At 36.9% G+C, this 23,737-nt stretch carries 16 protein-coding genes; 3 read left to right on the forward strand and 13 right to left on the reverse strand.

All coding sequences use genetic code 11. The features are described 5' to 3' along the window. Positions 1-237: 237 nt before the first annotated feature. Both lldD and ACFINE_RS03585 read right to left on the reverse strand, forming a co-directional pair. Positions 238-1,389 carry an FMN-dependent L-lactate dehydrogenase LldD gene (gene lldD, locus ACFINE_RS03580; protein WP_375621065.1) on the reverse strand — a complete coding sequence of 384 codons (1,152 nt, stop codon included), beginning with the start codon at positions 1,387-1,389 and terminating at the stop codon, positions 238-240. A 1,149-nt stretch (positions 1,390-2,538) separates the two neighbouring features. Then, positions 2,539-3,627 carry a 2'-deoxycytidine 5'-triphosphate deaminase gene (locus ACFINE_RS03585; RefSeq protein WP_375621066.1) on the reverse strand — a complete coding sequence of 363 codons (1,089 nt, stop codon included), beginning with the start codon at positions 3,625-3,627 and terminating at the stop codon, positions 2,539-2,541. 237 nt (positions 3,628-3,864) lie between these two features. Between ACFINE_RS03585 and mutL the strand changes: the two genes are divergently transcribed. Together mutL and ACFINE_RS03595 are read left to right on the forward strand one after the other, a co-directional pair. Beyond that, positions 3,865-5,718, forward strand: coding sequence for a DNA mismatch repair endonuclease MutL (gene mutL, locus ACFINE_RS03590; protein ID WP_375621067.1), 1,854 nt, complete (start codon positions 3,865-3,867; stop codon positions 5,716-5,718). Between the two features lie 109 nt (positions 5,719-5,827). Continuing rightward, positions 5,828-6,064, forward strand: a complete 237-nt coding sequence (locus ACFINE_RS03595; RefSeq protein WP_375608064.1) for a DUF2093 domain-containing protein — start codon at positions 5,828-5,830, stop codon at positions 6,062-6,064. Positions 6,065-6,083: 19 nt separating this feature from the next. On the opposite strand, the gene lpxK is transcribed toward ACFINE_RS03595, so the two are convergent. The 8 genes from lpxK to ACFINE_RS03635 form a co-directional block, all read right to left on the reverse strand. Beyond that, positions 6,084-7,124 carry a tetraacyldisaccharide 4'-kinase gene (gene lpxK / locus ACFINE_RS03600; protein ID WP_375621068.1) on the reverse strand — a complete coding sequence of 347 codons (1,041 nt, stop codon included), beginning with the start codon at positions 7,122-7,124 and terminating at the stop codon, positions 6,084-6,086. Next, positions 7,114-8,436: a lipid IV(A) 3-deoxy-D-manno-octulosonic acid transferase gene (gene waaA / locus ACFINE_RS03605; RefSeq protein ID WP_375621069.1), complete on the reverse strand. Its 1,323-nt coding sequence runs from the start codon at positions 8,434-8,436 to the stop codon at positions 7,114-7,116. The genes lpxK and waaA overlap by 11 nt, the downstream gene beginning before the upstream one ends. A gap of 1,368 nt (positions 8,437-9,804) precedes the next feature. Next, positions 9,805-10,050, reverse strand: coding sequence for a DUF4170 domain-containing protein (locus tag ACFINE_RS03610; RefSeq protein ID WP_375621070.1), 246 nt, complete (start codon positions 10,048-10,050; stop codon positions 9,805-9,807). Between the two features lie 46 nt (positions 10,051-10,096). After that, a complete protein-coding gene (locus tag ACFINE_RS03615) occupies positions 10,097-10,903 on the reverse strand; it encodes a 3'(2'),5'-bisphosphate nucleotidase CysQ (protein ID WP_375621071.1) in 807 nt (268 codons plus the stop codon). Continuing rightward, the gene (locus tag ACFINE_RS03620) at positions 10,890-12,221 is read right to left on the reverse strand and encodes a TldD/PmbA family protein (RefSeq protein ID WP_375621072.1); all 1,332 of its coding nucleotides are present in this window, start codon (positions 12,219-12,221) and stop codon (positions 10,890-10,892) included. The genes ACFINE_RS03615 and ACFINE_RS03620 overlap by 14 nt, the downstream gene beginning before the upstream one ends. Positions 12,222-13,409: 1,188 nt before the next feature. Beyond that, on the reverse strand, positions 13,410-13,859 hold the full coding sequence (locus ACFINE_RS03625) for a hypothetical protein (protein WP_375621073.1): 450 nt from the start codon (positions 13,857-13,859) through the stop codon (positions 13,410-13,412). Between the two features lie 544 nt (positions 13,860-14,403). Beyond that, a complete protein-coding gene (rsmD, locus tag ACFINE_RS03630) occupies positions 14,404-14,970 on the reverse strand; it encodes a 16S rRNA (guanine(966)-N(2))-methyltransferase RsmD (protein ID WP_375621074.1) in 567 nt (188 codons plus the stop codon). Then, complete coding sequence (locus tag ACFINE_RS03635; RefSeq protein WP_375621075.1) at positions 14,951-16,351, reverse strand: pseudouridine synthase; 1,401 nt, start codon at positions 16,349-16,351, stop codon at positions 14,951-14,953. The genes rsmD and ACFINE_RS03635 overlap by 20 nt, the downstream gene beginning before the upstream one ends. A gap of 269 nt (positions 16,352-16,620) precedes the next feature. On the opposite strand from ACFINE_RS03635, the gene ACFINE_RS03640 reads away from it, so the two are divergent. Beyond that, on the forward strand, positions 16,621-17,067 hold the full coding sequence (locus ACFINE_RS03640) for a nucleoside deaminase (protein WP_375621076.1): 447 nt from the start codon (positions 16,621-16,623) through the stop codon (positions 17,065-17,067). Positions 17,068-17,715: 648 nt separating this feature from the next. Here ACFINE_RS03640 and ACFINE_RS03645 read toward each other — a convergent pair. The 3 genes from ACFINE_RS03645 to ACFINE_RS03655 form a co-directional block, all read right to left on the reverse strand. Beyond that, entirely contained in the window at positions 17,716-18,207 is a 492-nt protein-coding gene (locus ACFINE_RS03645; RefSeq protein ID WP_375621077.1) for a hypothetical protein, read from the reverse strand. A 177-nt stretch (positions 18,208-18,384) separates the two neighbouring features. After that, the gene (gene ileS, locus ACFINE_RS03650; protein WP_375621078.1) at positions 18,385-21,300 is read right to left on the reverse strand and encodes an isoleucine--tRNA ligase; all 2,916 of its coding nucleotides are present in this window, start codon (positions 21,298-21,300) and stop codon (positions 18,385-18,387) included. A gap of 248 nt (positions 21,301-21,548) precedes the next feature. Then, the gene (locus tag ACFINE_RS03655) at positions 21,549-23,375 is read right to left on the reverse strand and encodes an outer membrane beta-barrel protein (protein ID WP_375621079.1); all 1,827 of its coding nucleotides are present in this window, start codon (positions 23,373-23,375) and stop codon (positions 21,549-21,551) included. Positions 23,376-23,737: the final 362 nt, after the last annotated feature.

Consider the following 23,737-nt stretch of genomic DNA (forward strand, 5'->3'; position numbering starts at 1 on the left):
GAGCTTTTAATAAAGTAAATAAAATATGTATGCAATGTTATTATTGTTTTTTTTCGTGTTCATTATTATCAATAATATTTAATATTATTGTAGTTACTGAGTATTTTCTGTGATTTTATAGAGGAGCTTATTGATCTTTTCTATTTAACTTTAACTGTCAACATATTTTTAAAATATATAATTATGCTCCTCTATAAAAAGACTTTCTTTTTCTGAACGAAGTATAACATATTGCTTTCATTGCTTAAAAACATCTATATTTACTAAACTCTTGCGTGTAATATCTTTGATTATCTGAGTACCAGTCAGTGTCATAGCTACCCGCATTTCATTGGCAAAAAGATCAAGGAGATGCATAACACCTTTCTTACCTGCTGCTGCAAGCGCATAAACAAAAGCACGGCCAATCATAACAGCATCCGCGCCTTGTGCTATCATGCGTATAACATCAAGACCAGAACGAACACCTGAGTCCACTAAAATAGTCAAATAATCCTTTACAGCATCCGCAATTGCAGGTAATGCTCGTGTTGTTGATAATACACCATCAAGCTGACGTCCGCCGTGATTAGAAACAACAATACCATCCGCACCAAATTTTACGGCTTCTCGAGCATCTTCTGGATCAAGAATACCTTTCAAAATCATTTTTCCTTTCCAAAAATCGCGAATCCATTGTAGATCATGCCAACCAATTGATGGATCAAAATTTGCACCAAGCCAACCAACGTAATCATCCAATGCAATTTTCTTTTTGAGATAAGCAGAGACATTTCCAAGATCATGAGGGCGCCCCATAACACCAACGTTCCAAGCCCAATATGGATGAGTCAAAGCTTGTAAAAAACGACGTAAACCAGCATAAGGACCAGACATTCCCGAATGCGCATCACGATAACGTGCACCAGGAATTGGCATATCAACTGTAAAAACCAACGTGCGTACACCAGCCAACCAAGCCCGTTCTAGTGCATCACGCATGAAACCGCGATCTTTGAGAACATAAAGTTGAAACCAAAATGCACCTCCAACCGCTTCTTGCACTTCCGCAATAGGACAAACTGAAACAGAGGATAGAGTAAAAGGAATCCCTTTTGCCGCTGCGGCACGCGCTGCTTTTACCTCTCCACGACGTGCATACATGCCCGTTAGCCCAACAGGCGCAAGTACAATCGGTAAATCAAGTGTCTGATCAAAAAGCTTGATTGAAAGATCAACTGCACCAACTTGCCTTAGAATCCTTTGACGCAATGCAAGTGCTTGAAGATCTGTACAATTACGTCGCATCGTTTCTTCAGCATAAGCCCCACCATCAATATAGTGAAAAAGAAAGGGAGGAAGACGACGCTTTGCTGCCTTACGATAATCAAGTGTTGAAGAAATAATCATTGATGGCACCATTGTTTCTAAATGAAAAGAGAAAACATCCTAAAACGCATAAAAGCGAATCCATGTACCTACCTATTCGCTATTCTCCCAAAGCACTCTATTGAATAGATAGAAGCAACAGAGACTGCAACTTTCTAAAAAAACTAATTGATAAAAACAACGTCTTTATTGCTCTTATCCAAATTTAAAATCTCACAGTATGAAGTATCATTAATAACGTATCTACTCATATATTCTTCATGTGCAATTAAAATGTTATACTCTCTTTAAAGCAATCCCTTTTCGAAAGCGATTGCTCCGTAGCTTAATTAGTTATAATTTAAAGTCGCTTCTCCCTCCAAAGATCCTTACATTATCAGTTATTAAGAATATAGAGTGTCATTAAGTATAAATCATAATCTCCCCCAAAAGATGAAAAAATCCTTTATTAATACTGGAAATAAAGCTGTCGCATACATGCAGAAATCTTCTTATATCAATATTCAAAACTGAGATCTGTTACTTATTCATGAAAGTTTATAAAAATATATAGTGCCTAATTCATATAAAGCATAAAAACTTTTAATGTTCATACCAATAGAAACCTTCATATTTAATTGAATAATTTTCTAGCAATATTATATCTTGAGGCTATAAATGAGTTACTAAAATTAGAACAATGTTTATTGAAAATAATTGTTACTAAACTGGAGTGAAAACTTATCTATTAACGCTTAAGGATAATTTTTATGCGGAATAAAATATACTGGTTATTACACTCTAGAAAAATTGAGCCAATTGCAGCATCCAATCTCGCATATTTACTTTGAAAAGTGAGTAGCTACTGTTATATTGAATTTTATTAACCTATTGATTTATTATCATAAATATGAACAACATATTGAATATAGTAAAATTCTTTTATTGTAAATTTTGTCATGATGAAATAATCAAAACTATTCTTTTGCACATCATAAATGGAGTTCGTATAGATAGAACCTCTTGAAAAAAGAAGTAAAAATGCCTCTCATACCCTCTCAAATGCAAGAGATGAGATAACCTTGGAAATTAAAAATAGAATGCATGACGCCGGTTTTGCAAAGCACAAAATTTTCTTTTATCTAAAATACGTTTTCTGCATACATGTTATCAAAATTCGTGGTTCCCAACTCATTTAAAATGCTTGGACAACTTTAAACCCTGTGCTTGATAATGTGATCCAACATCATGTCCATAAAGGGTTGATGGTCGATTAAGCATATGCTCATAGACCAAACGGCCAATAATTTGACCATGCTCTAAGATAAAAGGAACTTCATGGCTCCGCACTTCTAAAACCGCTCTTGCTCCTTTTCCACCCGCCTCCTTATGCCCAAATCCTGGATCAAAAAAGCCTGCATAATGCACCCTAAACTCGCCCACTAAAGGATCAAAAGGTGTCATTTCTGCGGCATAAAGCGGAGGCACATGAACAGACTCTCGTGAAACTAAAATGTAAAATTCATCAGGATCAAGAACCAACTCCCTTTGACCACGATCAAAAAGAGGTTCCCAAAAATCTAAAACGTGGGCAACGGCACGTTTATCAATATCAATAACACTTGTATGATGTTTACCACGATAACCTATAAGCCCGTTTTCGTCTCCCTTTAAATTAATGGAAAGACCAATACCACCAACACTAATATTAGGAAAATCATCCGATATCAGTGTTTCTTGCCTTTGCAAAGTGTGCAACTCTATTTCATTTAAATAACTTTGCCCTTTTCTAAACCGAAGCTGTGATAAATGTGAGCCTGTATGCACCAAAATTGGAAATGTGCGTGGACTAATTTCCAAATAAAGTGGACCATGATAACCAGCACAAACTTTATCAAACTCTTGAGCATTATCCGTAATGACACGTGTAAAAATATCTAATCGGCCTGTAGAACTTTTGGGATTAGCAACAGCAGATAAAAATTCTGGTAAAGCTAAACTTTCCAAAAGAGGAACAATATAAACACACCCCGTTTCCAAAACGGCTCCACCTCGTAAATCAAACTCATGCAACTTTAACCGTTCAAGCTTATCCAAAACTTTTGTATCAGGTCCCGGCATAAAAGAAGCACGTATACGATAAGCTTTCTCCCCTAAACGAAGATCAAGGCTTGCTGGTTGTATTTGAGATCTATCAAATGGATACTGAGCCTTGAGAAAGTTATTCTCAATCAAAGCTTGTATATCACTATCTGCTAAAATACCGCTTATACGCGCCATATATATTGCCTTCCCTTTTACATTGTTTCTTTTTTGACCTAGATGATAAACTGGTGCAAGCTATTTTAAAGTGATAAAAACTATTTTTATGTTTTTTCCAACCGACTTGTTAACATAAAATAAAATAGGAGGTATTGTAAAAATAATACCTCTCATGTTCTCTTATTCTTGAATGTCTCGCAAATGATGTTATCATAATTTTCTATAGAACCCTTAAGATTCCTGTTAGAATTTATTATGATTATACGCCATCTTAGCGAAAATATTATTAATCAAATCGCCGCCGGTGAAGTTATTGAACGACCAGCAAATGTTGTCAAAGAACTTGTTGAAAACGCTATTGATGCTGGTGCAACACGCATTGAAATTATTACAGCAAATGGTGGAAAAAATTTTATAAAGGTGAGTGATAATGGTTATGGAATTCCTGCAGATCAATTAACTTTAGCAGTTTCTCGCCATTGTACCTCAAAGATTACCGATGACGTACACAATATCTGCTTCCTTGGATTTAGAGGAGAAGCCCTCCCTTCTATTGGTTCTGTTGCTAAACTTAAACTCATTTCACGAACAAAAGATGCTGAGAGCGCTGCTGAAATTTCCGTTACTGCAGGAAAAATTGTAGGACCCAAACCAGCTGCTGCGAATCTTGGAACAATTGTTGAAGTTCGTGATCTTTTCTTTGTCACGCCGGCACGATTAAAATTTATGAAAACTGATCGGGCTGAAACAAATGCTATTAGCGATATGATTAAGCGAATTGCTATCGCATTTCCACATATCCGCTTTTCTCTTTCAGGACTAGACAGAACATCTATGGAATTGTCTGCTACAGAAAATAATATTCAAGGACAATTACAACGTATTACGCAGATTATGGGAAAAGAATTCGCCCCTAATAGCATTGCGCTGAATGCTGAACGCGAAGCGGTGCGCTTAACAGGTTTTGCCTGTTTGCCATCTTTTAACCGAAATAACAGCCTACATCAATTTGCTTATGTTAATGGGCGTCCCGTGCGTGATAAATTTCTATGGAGTGCACTCCGAGGTGCTTATGCTGATGTTATGCCCCGTGATCGTTATCCTGTCGCTATTCTTTTTATTGATCTCCCACCTGCTGAAGTAGATGTTAATGTTCACCCAGCTAAAGCTGATGTACGATTCCGTGATCCAGGATTAATTCGTGGTTTAATTGTTGGAGCTATTCGTGAAGCATTGCAGCAATCTGGTATTCGTCCGACTTCAACCCGTTCTGAAGCAATGCTTACTGCATTTCAAACACAACAACCATTGGCACAACAACCATTAGGCAATTTTAAGAACACGCACCAGTTCTCTTCTTATAACCCACAGCCTCATCATTTTACCAGCGCTTCAATGGTTCACAAACCCCTAGATATTACTAGCTCTTTTGATTTAAAAGAAGATGCTACTCCTATTATGGAGGGCTTAAATATACCAAGTGGAGATGCATACATTCCAAGCACTATACCTTCATCAGAAGAGTTATCTTATCCACTAGGAGCGGCCAGAGCACAAATTCATAAAAACTATATTATCGCCCAAACACAAGATAGTTTGATCATTGTCGATCAGCATGCAGCTCATGAACGATTAGTTTATGAAGCACTCAAAAATGCACTTTATTCCAAACCGCTTCCTTCACAGTTATTACTTATTCCTGAAATTGTAGAACTCTCTGAAGAGGATGCAACATGCCTTTTAACGCATAAAGATGCTTTGCAAAAATTTGGATTAGGAATAGAATCATTTGGACCAGGAGCAATTGTTGTGCGTGAAACCCCTTCCATGTTAGGAGAGATCAACGTCCAAGCTCTTATTAAAGATCTTGCAGATGAAGCCGCTGAGTATGATACAACAAACAATTTAAAAGCAATGCTTGATTATGTTGCAGCAACGATGGCCTGTCACGGTTCAATACGGTCAGGGCGCCTTTTACGCCCCGAAGAAATGAACACACTATTACGACAAATGGAGGCAATACCTAATACAAGTACATGTAATCATGGGCGCCCTACTTATATTGAACTCAAATTGGCAGATATAGAACGGCTTTTTGGCAGAAAATAAGCTCTTCATCATTTTTACAAGAAAAATATTTTAAAATTAACTCTCGACTTTATAATATATTTTATGGCACTTTTCTTGAATCTCTTGTATCAAGTAAAAAGGAGTTATAATGTTTCCCAATGGTGAACGCGAAGCAAAAATTCATTATTCTAATAACGGATATGACATTATAGAATATGGTACCTATACCATTTGTGCTGTTAGCGGGCAAAAAATCCCTATAGATGATTTAAAATATTGGAATCATCACCGCCAAGAAGCATATGCTAGTTGTGAAATATCCTATCAGCGTGAACTTGAGTGCAACCCATATCTCAAGCAATTATTAAAAACAAAAGAAAAATAACCCCTCGAAAGCTACAAATTTAGCCTTTGCCTTTTAGACAAGAAAATTCAAGGGAACGTTTTCTAAAGCGGGTCATGACCTCTTCAAGGACCATACGACAGAAGTCTTTTTGAACAAAATCGACATTCACATCAAAGACAATAAGATTTTTCAAACCTTTTTGCGTGTGAATTGTCTGTATACGGGTATAATCTTTAGCTGTTGTTGCTAGCCATAAATTGTGCATTTTAGCCTTTTGTATAAGGCTTTTTAAATTTTTATCTGTGAAAAAATAGTGGTCTGGATATATGTAAGTTTGCACCACATGACCGGACAATTCTTTAATAGATTTAAAAAATTTATCTGGATTGCCAATACCAGCAAATGCCAAAAATGATTTTCCTGAAACCTCATCAGAGGCACTGGCTTTAAGATGAGCACGATATAAAGGCTTTCCAGTACGCGAAACAAGAAAAGCGACATTATCAGGCGCATCGGAATGACCAATCAATAAAACACTATCCATAAAAGAAAACTGCGTTTTTAATGGTACGCGCAAAGGTCCTGCTGGAAAGACAGCTCCATTACCAAAACCGCGCATCGCATCAACAACGAGTAACGCATAATCCATATAAAGACGGCGACTTTGAAATCCGTCATCCATTAAAATAAGATTACATCCCTCTTGTTTAAGCCGTTGTGCCGCTGCATAACGATTAGGTGATACAGCTACAAAAGCATGCCGTGCAAGTAAAAGTGCCTCATCTCCAACACTATATGGAGTATCATATTTTTCATTTACAAGATGTACCCCTTTAACTGATCCACCATAACCACGAGATATAATACCAGGTACGAAACCAAGTTCTTTAGCCACTTTTGTAAAAGCAATAACAACCGGCGTTTTACCCGCACCACCACATGTAAAATTTCCAATACACAAAACTGGCAGATCAATCACGGGAGGCTGTCTTGTCATAAAACGACTTGAAAAATAACCATACCCCCATGAAACTGGAGCTAACACAAAACGCAAAAAGCTTTTATTTTTCCACCAAAAACGAGGGGCGCTAATATGCATATCTACCCTGACGCTGACGTAAACCTGTTTGTATTACAAGGGGTTGTAAAAATGGATCTAAAATCTTTAATGTGCGCTCAAATGCACCTGCCATACCTGTCGCCACTTCATGAGCCTTATCAATCATTTCTTGCCGCAATGTTTCATTTGTTAAAAGCTTATACACCTGAATAGCAAGCTGTTTTGTATCTTGAACCATATATGCTGCATCATGTGTTAGAAATTGTTTGAACATCTCTTGAAAATTTGAAACATGGGGTCCTGTCAAAATAGCGGAACCAAGCAAAGCCAATTCCAATGGATTGTGTCCACCATTTCCACATAAGGATTTACCAACGAAAGAAACTTTCGATAAGCGAAGAAAAAGTCCCATTTCTCCAATGGTATCTCCCCATAAAATATCGGTATTCATGTTTGGAACAGCATCTCTACTCCTACGAATAAAACTTAACCCCTTATTATCGCATTTTCTGATAAGATCTTCTGAACGTTCAGGATGACGAGGCACAATAATTGTTAATAAATCTGGCAAATAATTTTTAACAATTTTATGGACCTCAAAAGCAATCTCCTCTTCCCCTTCATGCGTTGAAACAGCAGCCCAAACTGGGCGATTGCCGATAGCATTACGATAACGTGCAAGCAATTCTTGATTTTCAACCAGAAAAACATCAGCCTTGAGATTACCAGAAAACGTAACAGATTTTACGCCAAGTGTATGGTAATAAGCTACATCTCTTTCATTTTGACCAATCGCCAAATCAATATCCTTAAAAATATGTTTGGCAAGAACGCGTCGTTTTTGCCAAGCTTTAAAAGAACGTTCAGACATATGGGCATTAACCAAAATCTGCGGAATACGCATTTTTGCAAGTTCTTTAATACGGAGAGGCCAAATTTCTGATTCACAAATCAAGACGAGATCAGGCTTCCAATGACTAATAAAACGCCGCACTGCAAAATCTAAATCCAAGGGAGCATATTGATGAATCAACCGATGACCAAAATGTTTTTTTACAAGAGTGGAAGATGTCACAGTCCCAGTTGTTAATAACACATTGATTTTTAATGATAAAATATAATCAATAAGTGGAACAAGCGCAAGTGTTTCTCCAACACTTGCTGCATGTAACCAAACTAACGAACCTTGGGGACGGGCATGAGAACTTTTGCCTAAACGCTCTTTTTTGCGACACCACTCTTCTTTTCCACAGATAGAACGAAAAAATAAATAAAAAGGAACAACAGGACATAAGCAAAAACCAATTATTCGATAGGTTAAAAGAGCCGCATGTGCCTTTAATTCTACCATTTAAAATCACCTCATCCAGCTATTTTAAGATATCTATATACTTATTTTGTTAAAAAAATCATCAACGCTATTGGTTGCATCCATATTTTTTAATATCATCCATATCTTAAATAAAAAAAGCTTAATCCATGAGAAAATTCAATACATATACACATTATTTAAATCTCTTTTAATTAAATTTTGTAACTTATATCGATTTATCATTTCAATTTGCACCCTATAAAAAATTTACTCAAAAATAACAAAACTACAATTCAGTTGATTATAATTTTGAAAATATAAATGATAAACCTATGACATAGATTGTATCAATTTTTTCAACTCACTGAATAAATACTTCTTATGATTTTAGTGAGACTTTGAATTTTGCACGTTGGTATTTTAGAGAAAAAGCTTATTTTTACATATGTTAGGTATTGTCAATTTTTCAAAAAATAGCCCATATAGACATTACAACCTAATATAAATACAACAAATAAAATGTGTTTAAAAGGAAGCTCAATCTCTATTATTTCATTTCAATAAAATGAATATGTCAAACTAATCTTAAAAAACTTTTGAATAGTATAGAGTTTTCATTTTAAATTGTGATATAATCTCTTAAAGGTAATCTAGAAAAATCTAATCTCGTTTAATAGAGAATTTCTTAAAAGTCTTAAAGCAATTTAAATAAGAGTTTTCAAAATTTTAAATCCTCTCTTTTCAGGAGGTCGCAATGATATATTATTCCTTTTAAGATTGTATATAATCAACACAAAATGATTAACTTATAGATTGTAGTTTTAAATGAGTACTCAAGAAATCCTTATGAGGTAAGTTAACTTCATAAATCTATTCAGTTTCTCTAAGTTTCTAATTTTGGTAAAGTTTCTAACGACTTTCATGGTTTCTAAGCTTATAGTAATAACTCGTTTAAAAAATTCCAATAGATAAGTAACGAGTGCTAATAATCTCAACAGAGTAGTAATTGCTATCATTAATAATGCTACTCTTTTTATTAATCTTAACGCATTAGTGTCTCATACCCCATTCAAAAGCAGAGTGACTATTCACAATATAATCATAAACTTCGAGTGATAGCTGTCATGATAATATTGCTGTTGTAAATAGGTTGATAGAAACTGTCTTGCATTTTTATTAAGCGTAAAGATGGTGGTGCAATAATGGATTTTATACCTTGCACGGACACTATTATGAAATGGGCTTGGGTGCTTTGGGAGATGTTTCTTAAAAAACATATGAATTTTAAACAACAAGCATATTCTTTTTTACGGCATTCTATTTTACCCGAAGAACGTACCTATGAAAAGGACGACTAAACAAAAGCATGAAGCAATCTACAGGTTATAATGACCAAATATTCAAGCTTTATTCTGCATCGCCTAACTCAGCATCAAGAAACTGATGCAAATCTACAATGTAATAACGTTGTAATGCATTATCTACACTGCTTTGTGCTTTTGCCTGCCATGCTTCTTGAGCGGATTGATAATCTGAGAAAATACCAACCACATCTAAATCATCAGGATTCTTAAATTGATTACTGTTAAGATTTTTTAATTCCCCACCAAATACAAGATGTAAATATTGTTTTTTTTCTTTGGTTTCAGTCATATGTGCCTCCATATCATTTAGATTATCTTAGCGCGCTTTTACGTGATTAAACTAACTTTGTTTGACGAACAACATCTATCATATCTTGACAGCAATTATTTTTACCAGCAATTAAAAGTCCATACTGGTAAGGTTCAATTCCATAAGATAGTAAAGGGGCATCAAGCGATAAAAAACACCCTCCACACTCCTGCAAAATAAGATCAGCAGCGGCAATATCCCATTCATGACAATTTGGACGAACTAATACGATATCAATTTCATCTTGAGCAACAAGAACAATACGATAAGCAAGAGAAGGAAGATAATGGTAAAGACTGACTTGATTGAGAAAATCATCTGGTAATTTTTGTGCGAGCGATTTATCAAGTGAAATTTTATATTTTCGATGAACCTCAAAGGCTAAACGAGGAAGTTTTATCCCATTTAATGTTGCCCCTCCACCTTTTACAGCTGTATAAACATCTCCTTGAGCCGGACATTGTAGAACGCCCACAATAGGACGCCCATTCTCAATAATGGCAACCGAAATACACCAATAAGGATTGCCAGAAAGAAAACCACGCGTTCCATCAATAGGATCAACAACAAAAGAGCGCTCATAATAATCTTGTTTTTCTCGATTATCTTTTGTTTCTTCTGAAATCCATCCATAATTTGGACGAGCTCCAAGAAGCCTCTCTTTCAAGAAATGATCAACAGCAAAATCTGCTTCACTAACTGGGGAATTACCTTCTTTAATCCAGACATCCAACGTGCATCCAAAATACCGCATTGCTAAATCTCCTGCCTCTCGACAAACATCACGCAAAAGATTTAAATCAGAAGAATGATGCGTGTTATTTTCCTGCAAGTGTCATCCCTTCAATTAACAATGTTGGAGCAGCTGTACTATAACGCCGATCAATATCATTGGCAGGTGTTAAATGTGCTAACATATGAAGCAAATCAGAACCTAGCGTTACTTCACTTACCGGATAAGCAATTTCACCATTTTCAATCCAAAAACCGGAAGCCCCACGACTATACTGACCAGTAATAAAATCAATGCCATGACCGAATAATTCGGTCACATAAAATCCATTTCGCAAATCTTTTATCATACCGCAAGGCGATACTAGACCCGGTTCAATAGCAAAATTTGTACTGGTCGGCTGCACTAATGATGCCGAACGCATACCGTGTCCATTTGTTTTAAGTCCCAATTCACGTGCTGTAGATGATGAAAGAAGCCAATTTTTTAAAATACCATTTTCAATAATATTGAGTGTTTGCCCCTCTACCCCTTCTCCATCAAAAGGATGAGAAGCATTTCCACGTAATCGCAAAGGTTGATCGGTTACATTAACATTAGGCTTCATCACTTCCTTGCCTAGGAAATTCTGTAAAAGACTCGTTTTTCGAACCACAGAGGCTCCATTGACCATAGATGCGATATGCCCTGCAATTCCACGAGCCGTACGCGGATTAAAAATAACATCAACGCTCCCAGTCGCCGCACGAACTGCACCCAAACGTCGAACAGCACCAAGCCCTGCATTCTTTCCCACAGTTTCTGCTGCCTCTAAATCAGAAAAATGTAAGGCTGTTGTATAATCATAATCCCGCTCCATCTGTGTTCCTTCACCTGCAAGAGCACTACAAGAACGTGAAAAACAACTTGAGCGATAGGCTCCACAAAAACCATCGCTGGTCACAAGAATAAACCCACTACGGCCATAAGCTGTTGCAGCGCCACCAGAATTGCTTACACCTTTAACATCAAGAGCTGCTGCCTCCGTTTTTAAAGCATCTTCTGTTAAAAAATGACTGCTGGGTACAAAATCATCAAAAAGATCAAGATCTTTAGGATACTTAACCAAACACTCTTTATCTGCCAAACCTTCAAATAAACTATCGGGAGAAGCTTTAGCCATCGCAACAGCACGTTCCGCAAGTTCTTGCGGATAAGATCCTAAATTAGCAGAAACACTTGCTACTTTTTTTCCAACAAAAACCCTTAGAGTAAAATCATTGCTCTCTGCTGCTTCTGTCGATTCGACTTTCCCAAAACGAACTGATACACTGGTAGAATGAGCATGAACAATAACAGCATCAGCAGCATCTGCCCCAGAACGCTTTGCTGCTTCAACCAGCAAAACAGCTTTCTCAATCTGGTTTTTGTCAGTCATTATAGACTCCCTAAAATATTTTATTATTTACATTGATAAGCATTCTGACAAATTTATATAAATCAGAATATAACTCTTGTGTATTGATTCATAAGATTATGCACATTCATGCATTCTTTTTTTTTAATGCATTAAATCATTTCCCTTTTAGCTTCTTTATGAAAAAACGTAATATGCCGTAAAATCTCTTTAGTTTCAAGATTTCTCATGGGCCCTTATCATTTTAGGAGCCAAATCTCCACTGACAATCAAATCAACAGAACAATTGGCAATTAACAAAAGTCTTAGCTATAACACTTGAATTTAAGCCAAAATCCTCAAAAATTCGAAAAGCATAAAATGATCTAAATCACAGGTCTTCCTTCCTCTGGGTAGTAAAAAACTTACCTCATATCTTTCCTATAGCATTCTTTTATTTCCAAGCAAGAATCAAGAAAATGCCTTATATTTGTATACACTTCTTTGCTTCTATAAACTCTCTCATAATGAGACGGCACTCTTGTAAATGAAACAAAACTTAAACAGAGTAAAAAATATTTCCTTCCATTATGGTTTCAACAAAATGAGCAGTCATAAACTTCTTTACCCTAATGGACGTAATATCATAAAGAACTCATTTTTATATTTAAAAGTAATCAAGAAATTATCTTGTAATCTTTCAATAAAATTAACAGTTTGATTTATACTTATAATTTATTGTTTTGTAATTTGTATAAAAAAGCCTAATATCATAAAATTCTCTCTGTTTCGAACCTATTCATGTTGAGTCAATCACAACTATTTGCGAGCAAATCATAAGTAAGGAGCGTATGAATGAAAACCATTTAAGAAGAAATCAAAATATCTCTTATGAAGGTTTTAAATGCAAAAGCTATCGCAACATTAGAAACCAGCAAATATCATGACAATATGGACCTACATCATAAGAGAAGCAATGAGCTTCTGAAACTTTCTCATTTTCAACGAAGAGAGCATCTTATAAGCTTTTATATATAAAAAATTCAATGAATTTCATAAGATTTTTAGCGCAAAATTAATCCCGTAAGATGCTTTGACACGATTTCAACAGCTAACTAAAACCAAATCATAGCTCATCAATTTGCTATATACTCATAACTGATTTCATTCTAACAAGGCTAAGAGTTCTGCACCTTTTAAAGGTATTAACTTCTTTATAAATGTACCCCCTTACAAAATGCTTTTGTTTTCAGTAAGAGCACGTCTACTCATTTCAATCATTGCATCCCGAAGATGTAACTTAATTTTTGATCCAATAATCATTCCAAATAAAGGAGCAAGTAAACCAGACATGATTACAGTATGACGAATTTTGTTATTTGAAGAACCAGTTTTTGTTGAACAAATATATTCATGATTAAAACTCATACGTGTAAAAGGAAGTTTAGCATAATCAGAAAAACAAACATTTTTTATAACTTTATCAAGCGTAAAAGTTACTGTAGGTCCCTTTTTAGGTTTCATGCGTCCTATAGCGCCTTCTTTGAAAGGACCAGAAAGTTCTACCCACTCAAGTTCACTATCCCAGCAAGGCCATGATGCCACATCTTCCCATATAGCCCAAATTTGCTCAGCACTTGCTTCTGTACTAATCTCTTCACTATATATCCAATTAAACACGATAATCTCCCCTTTTTTACAAATTACTTATCTTTAGTGATAAAGAGTATTATAAAAAAGTACCCTTAAAGCTGCACAACGATAAAATACTTAATACTCTCAGATTTACTTAATATGTAATGATTAAATCAACAAGGGATACTACTAAACTAAACAGACAAATACTCAGGATAAATGAACAATATTTTCAATACTAAACAAAATATCTTTTTTAAATTTATACAATAACAAAAATAGAAGTTACGCATCATATAAGATATAAATGCAAACTGCACAGCTTAAAGCTTTCAACTGCTGATGAAATGTAATGATTAAGGTATAGCAGAAAGAAATTAGACAAAAAAGATCATAACTATTATCGAGGATATATATATCCTATTGGAGAAAAAACATCCTTCTGTAGTAAAGCTAATAAAAATTCATCAATTCCTTTAACATTAGAATCTTTTATTTACTTTCTGCTTGACCTTTTAAAAACCATATAAAATGAAGAAAACTGTGAAAAAACATTTTTTTATCCTATCGGATAAAAACAAAAACTTTCTCAAGATGTAAGCGATCGTAATTTATAGAGACGTATTGCTGTCTCACCATAAAAACGCTCATCGTCTAGATAAAAGACGTTAGGTAAATAAATCATTGTATCTTTCTTTTCTTCAAGTATGAAGAGTGTATCAGCTTTTGCCCACCCTCCTCGCAAAGCTTCTACAAAAGCACGTTCACCTAAACAACGGCTATAGGGAGGATCAGCGCAGATAACATCAAATGGAAGCATTGTTCCAATATTGCCAAGTTTGGTTGCATCACGACGCAAAATCCGTCCTATCGACTGTAATTCAAAGGCTTCTATATTTTTTTGAATTACCCCACGCCCCTCAACCGAGTTTTCAACAAAAACAGCAGCCTTTGCTCCACGTGAAAGTGCTTCAATGCCTAAAGCACCAGTCCCAGCAAAAAGATCAAGAATGCGTTTATTGGTCCAAAATTGTTCTTCACGGCTAGAAAGAATATTAAAAAGGCTTTCACGTGTACGATCACTCGTTGGGCGAATCGACTGATTAATAGGCGAAAACAAAATACGCCCAGCAAATTTACCGCCTATGATCCGCACGTGGACCTCCAAATCGCTTCGAAGTTTTTGCACCGTCCCTATGTGGTTTAGATTTTTTCATAGCACCACCAAACGGTTTTACCTTTTTCTTTCTCTCAAAAGAATGCTCATCATGACCACCTTTTATCATTTTCTCTTTATCCTTTAAAAAGCGATCTTTCTTACCAAAGGGATGCGTCTCGTCATAAGATATTTTGCCACGTTTTTGAACAAAACTTTCCCTCTTCTCTTTGTGTGACGAACTTTCTTTTAGTTTTTCCTTGCCTCGATGAAAGGACTTTCTACCATCCAAATCGCTCTTATAACCATGCGATTTCTCCTCACTATAGGAAGGCTTTCTACGTGCACTTTGCGGACGTGCACCAGGAGCCATCCAAACATTAGCACGGCGAGAACGCGGTAGAAAACGCTCTACTTTTCCTTCTTCACTTTTCTCCTTCTTTACATTCTCATGAGACTTTGTACTTAATCGTGCGCGACTATGTTCAACAGAACCATCTCTTGGTCGGCGTCGTATTGCCCTTTCACTTGAGAAAACCCAACCATCATTTGCAATAGAAAGATCTTTCTGGCTTTGCTTTTCTGCAACAACTGCAGAATTTGAAAATGGCTTAAGAATAGGAGCATCAAAATCTGCATTGGCTTGCATAATCAAACGCTCCCCCAACTGATCTCGTAACATCCGCCCTTTTAACTCTTGCACGGCTCCTTCTTCTAAATCAGAGAGATGAAATGGACCATAAGATACACGTATTAATCGATTAACTGATAATCCCAATGCCCCTAAAACATTCTTTATTTCACGATTTTTTCCTTCTCGCAAAGCGACAGAAAGCCATACATTCGACCCTTGTTCGCGTTCAATTGATGCTTCAATCGAACCATAAAAAATACCATTAATCGCAATACCATTTTTAAGGTTATCCAACGCGCTCTGCCTTACTCTTCCATGAGCACGTACACGATATTTGCGGACCCACCCCGTTACAGGAAGCTCTAATACACGCGCTAAGCCACCATCATTGGTTAAAAGCAAAAGCCCTTCCGTGTTAATGTCAAGCCTTCCAACAGAAAGAACACGCGGCATTCCTTTTGGTAAATTACTAAATACTGTAGGTCTGCCTTCAGGATCACGGTTCGTGGTGACAAGACCTGCTGGCTTATGGTAAAGCCATAAACGCGTTCGTTCTATAGGAGGTAAAGGTTTGCCATCAACTTTAATAACATCAGAGCGGCTAACATTAAAAGCAGGCGTTGTCACGACTTTACCATTCACAGAAATACGACCTGCAACAATCATCATTTCTGCATCTCGACGCGAAGCAATACCAGCACGCGCTAACCTTTTAGCAATTCGTTCACTCTCATTATTTTCATTCATTTGCGTTTCAAACCAATCTTTGCAAGTATGTTCAGAAAATTATTCACATGCACCATACCGCTTATCCTGAAAAATGAAGTAGCATAATCATTTATCATTTTCTATACTTTAACGACAATAATATATCTGCCGACTTGCAAGTTTGTTTTAAACTCTTAAAAAAATAGAGGTCTTCTTTTCATTATAAAAGCATAATAAATTATTCATTCCATAGCATTCCTTATCGAGATAACCTTTAGATTTTCTATACCTTCAGTAGAAAGAATATTATGACTTTGACGCCCATGGAAATAGCCCTTTTAGAAGCACAAGAGGCTGCAAAAACAGATGAAGTTCCCGTAGGTGCTGTCATTACACGTGGAAAAGCTATCATTGCACGCGCTGGTAACTTTATAAAATCTGCATATGATCCTACAGGACACGCAGAAATACGCGCAATCCGTATGGCTTGCAAAACATTGCAAAGCGAAAGGCTTCCTGATTGCGATCTTTATGTAACACTTGAGCCTTGTGCTATGTGTGCCGCTGCCATTTCATTTGCACGCATACGACGTCTCTATTACGCAACAAATGATCCCAAAGGAGGTGCTATAGAGAATGGTCCACGTTTTTATCAGCAACCAACCTGTCATCACAAACCTGAGATTTATTCTGGTTTTAAAGAAAAAGAAGCTGCTCAATTACTTAAAGATTTTTTTGTACAAAAGCGATACTAAAAACAATTCTTCTTCCATAACTTTCACTCTTTAAAACTATCCTACTTCTCAAAAAAGACTGTTAATTCTTTTGCCATATATATAGCAAAAGCTATTTCGAAGCATTTTTTCTCTCTTTTAATTCTGCATATTGTTTCTATTAGATGATACATTCATTCAAAAGAATAATTCATTATTTTGTATATAAAATATAAAGTCCAAAATATCGTAGACATACTCTCATTTCAAATTACATTGAAACAGTAAAAATCACTTTCTTGCACATCATAAGCGGAATTATCGTCTGGATAAAGAACATTTTAGAAAAGACTAAAAATGTCTCTTATGAAAGCTCTCAAATGCAAGAATTATCGCAACATTGGAGTTTGAAAAATAAAATGATAGTATCAGTTTCCTCCTTCCTAAGCATAAAGATATTGGAGCACAATAGATTTTACGTTATACTATCCACATGAGCGATGTTGTAAAATGAGCTTGAGAAATGTTTCGTGTTAGGAAACGCATAAGGACTCTCTCGATGCTGTTGTCATATTGCTATTTCATGAGAATAACACCCCTCCTACAGCAGCATTATAACTGCGCGCGAAGGAGAGCTTGGTATCATAAGTAATTAGAAAAATTCTTTACTTTAAATATTTTGTCTTTCCCCTATCGACCAATAGGTGCGGTTTTTGCCGGTTGGCGATAACTTAAAGGTGGTTCAGTGAGATAGCGACGGTATTTTGAACTTCCAACTTGTGCTCTCTGACGACGTAAATATTCCTGTCGTTGCTTCGCATTCAACTGTGAAGGATTTTCTGAACCAGCGCCATTAACTGACGATCCTTTGTGAGGAAAAGGAGTATTTCCTTGGTGATTCTTCGATGCTGCCATTTCATTGACAGATCTATCTTGTTGTGGTACCGGCAAAAATCTGCGTGAACTAGGGCTTGGTATTACAAGTTTTGGATGAGGTTTCATAACAATTTGGCTGCTATTATTTTTTGGTGTTAATGAAGTAATATTAGCAACATCTTCAAAAAACTGTATCGAAACCGGTTTATTGGTACCATAGGTAGGAGCGGATAAATCGCATCCCGTTAAAACAAAGCACATCCCTAAAATTCCTATTGGAAATATTTTTATTTCACGTTTTCTCACTGCCTATTCCATTTCCTAAGTATATGGCTGATTAATATTCCCGTTATTTATGAGAGAACGGTCCATACACAAATTTCCCCCCTGCAGACAAAATAACGGAATTTACTTTGTACCACAAAAAACTATATTCATCAATATGAGAAATATACTTGCATTTCTTTCCTTTGATTTAAAATTTTAAATCTTACCAAGAATCTGTAGTTCCCGCAAAGCAGCTGCATCACGAGCAGATACATCCGGATAAGCTAAATCACTCCCAACATCTTGTGTATAACGCCATGATCGAGCACATTTTTTTCCTAATGCCCTCTTTGGATATACACCAACACCTTCAACATCATTCAAAGTAAAAGCATCGGAAGGTATCGTGTCCTGCGTAATTGTGAGTGCACTGGTAATACAGATCTCCGCCATATCCACATTTTCTAATGCCTCTCGTAAAACCAGATTGGAAATAAAAACAATAGGCGCAGCTTCCAAAGAGGATCCAATACGCTTATTAGCACGTTCAAGCTCTAAAGCACCTGTTACAACTTTACGGACCTGCCGAATCTTTTTCCAACGCTCAGCCAAAGATTGGTTTTGCCATTCTGCTGGTACAGAGCGAAATTGTTCGAAATGCACTGATTGGCTTTCTGGATAACGCTCTAACCAAGCTTCCTCCATCGTAAAAGGTAACATTGGAGCAAGCCATGTTACCATACGCTCAAAAATCTCACGGACAACCTGCAAGGAAGCCTTGCGTTTTTTTGATGAAGGTGCATCACAATAAAGAGAATCCTTGCGGATATCAAAATAAAATGCCGATAACTCAATGATTGAAAAATCCAATAATGCACGCATAATCTTTTTAAAATCAAATTCATCGTAAGCGCGATTAATCAACTGATCAAGTTCAAAAAGTCTATGCAATATAAATTTTTCAAGATCCGGCAGTGCACCATAAGATACTTCTTCTCCATCATCATGTGCTAAAGTTCCTAGCATCCAACGAATTGCATTGCGTAGTTTACGATATGAATCCACATTTGTTTGAAGTATTTTTTTGCCTAAACGCTGATCTTCCCAATAATCGGTTGTCATAACCCAGAGACGAAAAATATCAGCTCCAGATGTTTTAATGATTTCTTGCGGAACAACCGTATTGCCTAAAGATTTAGACATTTTCTTACCATTCTCATCCAAAGTAAAACCGTGTGTGATCACGGACTTATAGGGAGAACAAGCACGCGTACCACAGCTTTCCAAAAGAGAAGATTGGAACCATCCGCGATGTTGATCTGAACCTTCAAAATAAACATCAGCAGGCCATTTCAAATCAGCCCGATCTTCTAACACAAAGCTATGGCTTGCTCCAGAATCAAACCAAACATCCAAAATATCATAAACCTGTACCCAAGGCTCATGTGCACGCTCACCTAAAAAACGTTCACGTGCTCCTTCAGCAAACCATGCATCTGCCCCTTCTGCTTCAAAAGCCCGTAAAATACGCTCGTTCACACCTTCATCTTTTAGAATAACACCATCCTCATTCGCAAAAATACAAATAGGAACACCCCAAGAACGCTGACGAGAAAGAACCCAATCAGGACGATCTTCTATCATAGAAGCTAGGCGGTTTTGTCCAGAAGGCGGCACAAAACGCGTTTTTGAAACAGCTTCCAAAGCCCGACTACGTAAAGTTGAACCATCCCCAAAATCTTTATCCATTGAAATAAACCATTGTGGTGTATTGCGAAAAATAACGGGTTTTTTTGAACGCCAACTATGGGGATAGGAATGCTTTAAACGCCCCCGTGCAAACAATCGATCTGCTTTAATTAAAGCGTTAATGACCTCTTTATTGGCATCACCCATTTTTCCATTATCATCAATAACACGTGCAGGTCCTCCTTCACGATCTGGTCCTAAACCTGGAACATCTTTCGTATAGAACCCTGCATCATCAACAGGAAACGGTATAGATGAATCAATCCCCGCTTGTTCCAGTAAGGACTTATAATCATTCCAAATTTCAAAGTCCTCACGCCCATGGCTTGGTGCTGTATGGACAAAACCTGTACCAGCACTCTCTGTTACGTGCGAACCATCAAGCAATGGAATTTTAAAGTTATACCCCCCAGCCAAACCTTTGAGTGGATGAGAAAGAACAAGAGCTTTCAACTCTTCAGAAGAAATAACACGCAAACGCTTCAAAACAAGTTTGGCTTTTTCTCCACAACTCATCGCTAAAGGGTCTGCAAAGAGAAGCTTTTCTCCCACTTGAGGACCAAAATCATTTTCAGCACTTTCAACTTCGTAAATACTATAAGAAATTTGCGAAGAATAACTCACTGCACGATTGCTTGGAATTGTCCACGGTGTTGTTGTCCAAATGACGACATGAGCACCATATAAATCATCAGAATTTGCTTCAAAAACAGGAAACTTAACCCAAAGCACCTCTGATTCATGATCATGATATTCAATCTCAGCCTCTGCCAAAGCCGTACGTTCCACAACAGACCACATCACTGGCTTGGAACCACGATAAATCTGATCTGACATAGCAAATTTTATCAATTCACTGGCAATGCGTGCTTCTGCATGAAAAGCCATTGTAGTATAAGGCGTGTTAAAATCTCCCACGACACCAAGGCGTTTAAATTCTTCACTTTGAATAGTTACCCAATGCTGTGCAAATTCACGGCATTCTTGACGAAACTCGTTAAGAGGTACCTCATCCTTATTTTTTCCTTGTGCTCGATATTTTTCTTCAATTTTCCATTCAATTGGAAGCCCATGGCAATCCCAACCAGGTACATAATTTGCATTAAAACCGCGCATTTGGAATGAACGGACAACCACATCCTTTAGAACTTTGTTTAAGGCATGCCCAATATGAATATGACCATTTGCATAAGGCGGACCATCATGAAGAATATAAAATGGACGATCTTTTGCTTGTTGGCGCAATTGCGCATAAAGCCCCATATCTTCCCAACGCGCCATCAATTCAAGCTCTTTTTGCGGAAGCCCTGCACGCATAGGAAAATTTGTCTGTGGGAGATAAAGAGTTTTTGAATAATCTATTGTTTCATTTTTCACAGTCATTGTGAAATATTCCTGTCCACTTTTACGATTTCATTTTTGCATAACTTCCCTGAACCCTGCAACTCTGGTTTTTATCTATAGGGAAAGCCGAGCTTATCATTCGTATTAAGCAGCGATCAGGAAAATATATCATCACAATCTATGGGCTTTATCATGAAATTCACAAGAAAAGAAATCAAAAATTGATCTTTTAAAAAATAAAGGCTCCACTAATAGTGGAGCCTTTTAGAAATTTACTCTTTTAAAAATTAGAATTTATAAGCTACACCAACACGGAAATCATTGGTTTTGTAGTTAACTTCAAGTTTTTCCTTTGCAAATTTCTTTTTACCAAAATCAGAGTAACGATATTCTGCACGTACAATCACATTATCCAAAAGCGAGAAATCAACGCCACCACCAAGTGTGTAACCAATCATGGTTTTTGTTTCATCAGCTAAGTTCTTAGAAGAAACGACTCTTCCATCCTCATCCTTAACAGATATTGATACAGTGTCTTGGAATTGCCCATAAGCAATACCACCAGCAAGATAAGGCATAAAGCGATCAGCAGCAAAACCAATACGTACCCGTGTAGCACCACCCCAATTTTGCTTGAAAGTATGACTTAAAGTTTCAACTGCATCCTCTTGATCAAGACCAAGTTCAGAAGCCATCTTTTTTATTTGTTCTATACCATATACACTGGAAGCGTTCTTATCCACCGCTTGTGTACTTTGTGCACCGTGTCCAGCCATATTCTGTCCACCATGAGAACGAGAAGCATGTGGATTAGCATTTCCGCTACCATGGGTGCCATGATGACCTCCGTATTGGGCTCCGCTTGTTCCATTGGAAGCTTTTGCTGTTTCAGAAGATGATCCTGATCTCGCGAGGACAAATGTCCCTCCGCTCGGTACTGTTCTTTCTTTTAATGATGATTGTTCCGATGCAGGTGCTTTTGCTGCTGGCTGACTTGATTCTGTTCCCGTTGATGAGATAAAGGGCGCGGGTTTTACAGCAACCGATTTTATTGGAGTAGCTTGCACTTGTACAGCCCCTGCTGATACAGATGATGTTTCTGCAGATTTTGCAGACCCAGTTACTCCATTTGTTCCTCCTACTGATGGTTGATCTCCTATGTCTGATCTTGCCAATAGGAGCGTTGACTGCTCTGGTGAGCTTGCTCCTGTGGTAGAGGATGTTGATTTAGGTGCAGGTGATTTTAATCCATTTACCCTGCTTACCGATGTCGGTCCTGTACCTGATCTTTCCAATGAGGACGATGGCGATTGCACTGAACTCACCGTCTGTCTAGAGGATGCTGATTGTGGTATTGGCGATGCAGATGGCGTTTTTAATGGTGGTGTTGAAACTCCTGAATTTCCCCTTCCCACTACCACTGTTTTTTCTGCTGTTGAATTGACATTGCCAGAACTTCTAGTTATTGCTGCTTTATTTGATTGTGTTGCTCCTGTTTGTGGTTGTTGAACTGTATTTACTGATCTAGTTAGTGCTTGACTGGATTGCGCTGCAACAGATTGTTCTGACGTGGATCCTGCTGTTGGAGTCCCTCCTGTTGTAGTTCCTGTACCTGCAGGTGCTCTTGAGGTGTCTTTTTGCGTTTGTACTCCTGCTGTTGCTTGTGAGATTGGAGATGTTTGTGGTTTTGCGGATCTGCGGGATCTTACGACTGCATTTTCTACTGTAGTGTTATCAGCCGCTCCTATGGTAATGGTCTTTGTGTGTTTTTTTCCAGATACCATTAAATCCGTATCGATGCCAAAAATAAAGTTATCACCGAGATCAATATTAGAACCTGCATAAAAACCACCTACAAAACCTGAAAGTTTAGGAGAGAACTCTTTATCTAGTGGTAAACTCTTTTCTTGACCAACAAGAGCCATATCAGCTTTGCTCGAAAAACCACCAGCCTGGACACCTAAATAAAGACCTGTCCATGAAAAAGTAGGTGCAACAATGGTAGAAGCAGTCGATGATGCTGGCTGATGAGGAATCATAACATCAGCAGCTAGTGCTGTAGACGCTGAAATTAAAGAAAAAATAGACGCTGTTATTAAACGTTTTGTATTCATAAAATCTCTCCAAATATCCAAAATGAAATTCATATAGAGCATCTTTTCTGAAATATCTGTAGCAAAAATGACACACTCACAAAAAAATAAAGAATTTTTGCAAATAAGGCTTCTTAAACTTTTAATTTTGCATTCAATAAGAATTTGTAAACTAAATCACACTAAAATTATGTGTATTAAAGTTGGATTCATTTTCATTAAAGTTTCGCATAACTGTTAATAATAATATTCTTTATAAATTTCTTTTACCAAAATCTAAATAACAGTATTCTGCATACAATAAACTATTATCTGTTATTGCAAAATCAATACCAGCGCAAACAGTGAAATCAAATATTGCCTTTTTTAAAACCAAGCGCCAT

The organism is Bartonella sp. AA97HXZ (assembly GCF_042196985.1).
GTDB lineage: Bacteria > Pseudomonadota > Alphaproteobacteria > Rhizobiales > Rhizobiaceae > Bartonella.